The organism is Pseudomonas sp. NPDC096950 (assembly GCF_044762525.1).
In the GTDB taxonomy this organism is placed as follows: domain Bacteria; phylum Pseudomonadota; class Gammaproteobacteria; order Pseudomonadales; family Pseudomonadaceae; genus Aquipseudomonas.
Genome location: NZ_JBIWEL010000063.1, coordinates 550 through 1263 on the forward strand (window position 1 = coordinate 550; position 714 = coordinate 1263).

1 pseudogene (only partly in view) is annotated in these 714 nt (G+C 58.1%); it reads left to right on the forward strand.

Annotated elements, in window-relative coordinates:
• Window positions 1–714, forward strand: a pseudogene (locus ACIQY3_RS34365) (DNA-directed RNA polymerase subunit beta') (its annotated part continues 480 nt past the right edge of the window); the annotation flags it as partial.

The following is a 714-nucleotide window of genomic DNA, read 5'->3' on the forward strand; positions in this document are numbered from 1 at the left end:
CCGGGTACCCAGCTGACCATGCGTACGTTCCACATCGGTGGTGCGGCAAGCCGGACCTCCGCAGCCGACAGCGTTCAGGTGAAGAATGGCGGTACCGTCCGTCTGCACAACCTGAAGCACGTTGAGCGAGTGGATGGTTGCCTGGTTGCTGTGTCCCGTTCCGGTGAGTTGGCGATCGCTGATGACTTCGGTCGTGAGCGCGAGCGTTACAAGCTGCCGTACGGTGCTGTGATTTCGGTTAAAGAAGGTGACAAGGTCGACGCTGGCGCAATCGTGGCCAAGTGGGATCCGCTCACTCACCCAATCACGTTAACGAAATGAAAGGAACCGTGACCTACGTGGGCATGGAAGAAGGCATCACGATCAAGCGTCAGACTGACGAATTGACCGGTATGACCAACATTGAAGTACTCGACGCCAAAGACCGTCCAGCTGCCGGTAAGGACATCCGTCCTGCCGTTAAGATGGTCGGTGTCGATGGCAAGGATCTGCTGCTGCCAGGTACCGACGTACCGGCTCAGTACTTCCTGCCGGCTAACGCCCTGGTTGGTGTGGCGGATGGTGTGCAGGTTGCGATCGGTGATGTTATCGCCCGTATCCCGCAAGAAACTTCGAAAACCCGTGACATCACCGGTGGTCTGCCGCGTGTTGCCGACTTGTTCGAAGCCCGTCGTCCGAAAGAAGCCTCGATCCTGGCTGAAGTCAGCGGCACCA